5 protein-coding genes and 1 riboswitch are annotated in these 4,367 nt (G+C 41.1%); of the genes, 4 read left to right on the top strand and 1 reads right to left on the bottom strand.

The window, feature by feature from the left end; translation table 11 throughout:
• Nucleotides 1-990: protoporphyrinogen oxidase (gene hemG, locus ACH0QE_RS11800; RefSeq protein WP_415800845.1), on the top strand; the 990-nt coding region annotated here is incomplete at its 5' end.
• A 132-nt stretch (nucleotides 991-1,122) separates the two neighbouring features.
• Nucleotides 1,123-2,586 (top strand): PAS domain-containing sensor histidine kinase, encoded by a 1,464-nt coding sequence (locus ACH0QE_RS11795; protein WP_415800844.1) that lies wholly within the window; start codon nucleotides 1,123-1,125, stop codon nucleotides 2,584-2,586.
• 54 nt (nucleotides 2,587-2,640) lie between these two features.
• Here the strand turns inward: ACH0QE_RS11795 and ACH0QE_RS11790 are convergent, their stop codons facing one another.
• Complete coding sequence (locus ACH0QE_RS11790) at nucleotides 2,641-3,021, bottom strand: SET domain-containing protein (protein ID WP_415800843.1); 381 nt, start codon at nucleotides 3,019-3,021, stop codon at nucleotides 2,641-2,643.
• 413 nt (nucleotides 3,022-3,434) lie between these two features.
• A riboswitch (cyclic di-GMP riboswitch) is annotated at nucleotides 3,435-3,521 on the top strand.
• A gap of 17 nt (nucleotides 3,522-3,538) precedes the next feature.
• Here ACH0QE_RS11790 and ACH0QE_RS11785 point away from each other — a divergent pair.
• Both ACH0QE_RS11785 and ACH0QE_RS11780 read left to right on the top strand, forming a co-directional pair.
• Nucleotides 3,539-3,958, top strand: coding sequence for a DUF192 domain-containing protein (locus ACH0QE_RS11785; RefSeq protein ID WP_415800842.1), 420 nt, complete (start codon nucleotides 3,539-3,541; stop codon nucleotides 3,956-3,958).
• A 16-nt stretch (nucleotides 3,959-3,974) separates the two neighbouring features.
• Complete coding sequence (locus ACH0QE_RS11780) at nucleotides 3,975-4,166, top strand: Flp family type IVb pilin (RefSeq protein WP_415800841.1); 192 nt, start codon at nucleotides 3,975-3,977, stop codon at nucleotides 4,164-4,166.
• The last annotated feature ends 201 nt before the right edge of the window (nucleotides 4,167-4,367 follow it).

Here is a 4,367-nt window from a genome sequence, read left to right as displayed (position 1 = left end):
AAAGGCGAGCCGAAAGCAGACCAGTCGCTTGGAGCCTTTTTCCGCCATCGGCTAGGTGATGAGGTAGTCGACAACCTGATTGATCCACTATTATCAGGTATCTATGCGGGTGATATTGATGAGCTCAGCTTAATGGCTTTGTTCCCGAATTTCTATGAAATCGAGCAGAAGCATCGGAGCCTTGTGATTGGATTAAATAAGTCGATGCCAAAGCCGCCAAAAACAGCTAAAAAGCCTGCCTCCAAAAAAGGAATGTTCATCTCATTGTCGACAGGCCTTGAGGAGCTGATTCACCAGGTTGAAAGCCGCCTGGAAGAAGGAACAGTCGTCAAGGAAAGTGCTGTAAAAAAGGTAGTGAAAACAGGCAGTACCTATCAAGTCCATTTTGAAACTGGAGAGGTTGAATCAGCGGACAGTGTCGTCATCACGACGGATCATTTCCATGCGCAGCGCATGCTTTCGGAGTATGCATTCATGGAACAGTTCAAAGAAATGCCATCCAATTCGGTGGCAAATGTCGCGATGGCATTTCCGAAATCGGCGATTGAAAAGGATATCGACGGAACTGGCTTCCTTGTTTCCAGAAACAGCGATTTTCGGATCACCGCATGTACTTGGACACACAAGAAATGGCCCGGCACATCTCCTGAAGATATGGCATTGCTCCGATGCTATGTAGGCAAACCGGATGACCAGGAAGCAGTCGAACTATCAGATGAGGAAATCGTTGAACTGGTTTTAAAAGATTTGAACAAGACGATTAATATCACCGCAAAACCAATTTTCCATGTTGTAACGAGATGGAGAAAAGCGATGCCGCAATATACGGTTGGGCATCTTGAAAAGATTGTCCATGTTAAAAAGCAACTCGACGAGGAGCTCCCTGGTGTCTTCCTTGCCGGAGGGTCATTCGAGGGTGTTGGCATACCTGGTTGTATCGATCAGGCGGAGGCTGCGGTGGATAAAGTAATCGCTCATTTGTCCTTATAACAATTCCTGCCGCTATCTTTTAGAGATAGCGGTTTTTACTTTTACTAGAGAGATAACCAAATACTTCTTTTTTAATATCATAATCTTCTGTAAAATAGAGTTATAAGGTTGAAAAAGTTTGGAGAGATCTCTATGCGAAGTAGTTTCCCTATATTTGGAACAGATGATGAAACGAACTATAATCCTGATGAACTGCTGAGTTTATTTCTGGATTGCACGGCTGACGGATTTGCTATTGTCGATATGGAGAATCGTTTTTTAAGGATCAACCATAAGTACACGGAAATTTTCGGCTATACAGAAGAAGACTTGATTGGGAGAACTTTTTATGAGTTTTCAAATCCCGATTTCGTCCCGGGAATCATTTCTGAAGTCCAGAATGGAAAAGCATTTACCAATATGATAACGAAACGATTCCATAAAGATGGGTCAATGCTGGATATTGCAGTCTCTTATTCTCCTTTCCGAAATAAGCACGGAAAAATCATAGCGATCATTGCGATATACCGTGATATCACCAAAATAGTGAGCATGGAGCGTGAACTAAATAGAACCCGGGAATTGTATGAATTGATCACCGAAAATACGACTGACATGATCAAGGTGATTAATAAGGATAAGGTTATTGTGTATGCTTCACCCTCACATGAAAAAGTAATCAGTCTGAAGCCGGAACAAATTGTAGGCAGAAGCCTGAGTGAATTTTTGTCTCCTGAGGAAGATGCCATTCTTGATAAAAAACTGGCAGAAATTATCGAAACAGGCGAGCCGCAGATTTTACGGAAGAAATTTACGACTTGTGATCAAATTACGGTTTACACAGAGTACAATTTTTCACCGATATATAATGAGAAAAAAGAGATAGAGTCCTTTGTCAGTGTCGGCAGAAATATTACGGACCGGGTCAAGCAGGATGCTACCATCCGGAATCTTGACAGGCTTTCTGTCACCGGTCAGCTGGCAGCGGGAGTGGCTCATGAAATACGCAACCCGCTGACTTCGTTGAAGGGATTTTCGAAGTTATTGCAGACATGTCTCGATAAGAAGAAGCAAGCGGATTACCTTGCCATCATCATGAATGAACTCGACAGGATCGATACGATTGTCAATGAGTTCATGTCACTGGCGAAGCCTCAGGCAGTGCAGTATGTAAAAGAAGATCTGAAGTCAATCCTTGACAGCACAATTAACATCATTCATCCGCAGGCGCTAATGCATAATGTCCAAATCATCACTAATTATCCAGAAAAAAATTGCGAGCTGTCATGCAATTCGCACCAGCTAAAGCAAGTATTTCTGAACTTCTTAAAAAATGCGATTGAATCGATGGCAGAAGGCGGAAATATCTATATCGACCTTCAGTTGAATGAACCGGGTAAAGTACTGGTAAGCATTGCCGACGAGGGGGCAGGCATCGAATCGGACCGGCTGCGATACCTTGGAACGCCTTTTTATACCACAAAAGATAAAGGAATCGGGCTTGGACTGACCGTCAGCAATAAAATCATCCAGGAGCATAATGGCACAATGAAGATTGTCAGTGAAAAAGGCCAAGGGACCACGGTGATTGTTGAACTGGATTGTCTTGAGACATAGGACGATCCCTCCTAATAAAAAGAGCGGCTTCCTAAATGGAAGCCGCTTTCCTTGTTATTCTTCTTTGTTGAACCAGAGTGGATCGTTATTATCCTCTTCCCCATTATAATTAATGAAAATTTCTTCCCCAGCGCTGATATCGCGATAGGCATAGAAATCAAATGTGTGATTGTCGAAATTGATTTCATACGTTGCATTAGGCTCATATGAGTGGTTGAATAACATCCCATAACCAAGGAGGATTGCAGAATGGTTAATGCCATATTCGAAGGCATAGTCAGCAAGCGCCGTCTTCTCGATGTGGACATGCTGGTCGTTCGGATAAGAAAGAACGGGAGCCTCATGGATCAATTCGCCTTTTGCAATATCACGTTTTGCGAATACCCCTCTATTGAATTCACCATCGCTAATTTCAGAAGTTCTTATTTCAATCATTTTTTCACCTGCTCGCTCTATTACTTTGTTGTCTTTTCCCTTTTTAGCATGACGGTTTTTCAAAAGAAATGCAAACTTATTATGAATTTCTAAAAATTTTGGAAAAGGTATGGTTAAAGGTCCTATCCAAGGGTGAAGAATTCATAGAAAACAAATCGATATACCTATTAATAATTCAATTGAGCATGTCAAAATATTCATGCGAATTGCTTAATTCATCTTTGTTATTAACATGGAAAAATTGTTAAATTCATAATCTGGGATTTAAGTACTAGCTATCGGTAAGGTAGTTTATTTTTCCTGATTCAAAAGAACCGGATGAATTTTTAGAAAAATCAGGAATTTTGGTGGATTTTGTTGAAGAGACTTTCAAATTATGATGTGGATAAGAGATCAGTCGGATATACACTGTTTCTCGATAAAGGCAAACCTGGTGAAAACCAGCGACGCAAAGCTAAAGGGGCTACGGCAATTCATTGCTAAGCCAGCCAGCTACCGAAAGATCAGGGTGGATTACATGAAATATGTATTCAGTTACCCCCCTTTCGGTAAAGGCGGGGTTATTTTTGTACAGTCGGAGGTGAAAAGCGGAATGAGACTTGTGAACGAATCGAACGGCAAAGAATTGGCAGCGGATGTGAAAATAGCAGATACCTTTTTCAGCAGATTCAAAGGGTTGATGCTGACAGACAGCTTGTCAGACGGCCACAGTCTCTACATACAGCCCTGCCGGTCCATCCATACCTTTTTTATGAACTATTCCATCGATGTTCTTTACATCAACGAGAACAATGAGATTGTGGGCACGGACGAACAACTAGAGCCTGCGAAAATGGGAAAGCGCTGCAAAGGTGCGTATTCCGTGTTCGAGCTGCCAGAAGGCACGATCCGGAATACCGGAACGAAAGTCGGTCATTCTATCAAACTAATAAAATGAAAAGGGGTTTTTAACAATGAAAGCAAAAATGAAAGCTTTATTCACAGAAGAACAAGGACAAGGTATGACTGAGTACGGTTTGGTACTTGGAGTTATTGCGGTTGCGGTTGTTGCAGCTCTAGGATTATTAAGAGAACAGATTATTTTAATGTTTGATAAAGTAGTTGCTGCAGTAACTGGCGCAGAAACAGGCAACAATACTCCTTAATAACGAAATTATACTGCTGGATTAACAATAACTATAAATTGCCCTCATTTTTTAATCTTCTACACTAGCGTTGCATAAATAAAATTAATTATTGTCAACCCGAAGATATAACCTAGTAATTGACACTAATGTTAAATATAACCTTTAATACACATAAAAAAATCCTTATAATTAGTAGGAAGGTCAATGTCCTGTCCAAAT

This window comes from Mesobacillus sp. (genome assembly GCF_047739415.1).
In the GTDB taxonomy this organism is placed as follows: Bacteria; Bacillota; Bacilli; order Bacillales; family Cytobacillaceae; genus Mesobacillus.
The sequence above is the reverse complement of the archived record's forward strand: the minus strand, read 5'-3'. Positions and strand labels throughout refer to the sequence as shown.

Bases quoted from the DNA above. Each gene is read 5' to 3' on its own strand.
- ACH0QE_RS11795 (WP_415800844.1), top strand. From the start codon at position 1,123: ATGCGAAGTAGTTTCCCTATATTTGGAACAGATGATGAAACGAACTAT.
- ACH0QE_RS11790 (WP_415800843.1), bottom strand. From the start codon at position 3,021: ATGATTGAAATAAGAACTTCTGAAATTAGCGATGGTGAATTCAATAGA.
- ACH0QE_RS11785 (WP_415800842.1), top strand. From the start codon at position 3,539: ATGAAATATGTATTCAGTTACCCCCCTTTCGGTAAAGGCGGGGTTATT.
- ACH0QE_RS11780 (WP_415800841.1), top strand. From the start codon at position 3,975: ATGAAAGCAAAAATGAAAGCTTTATTCACAGAAGAACAAGGACAAGGT.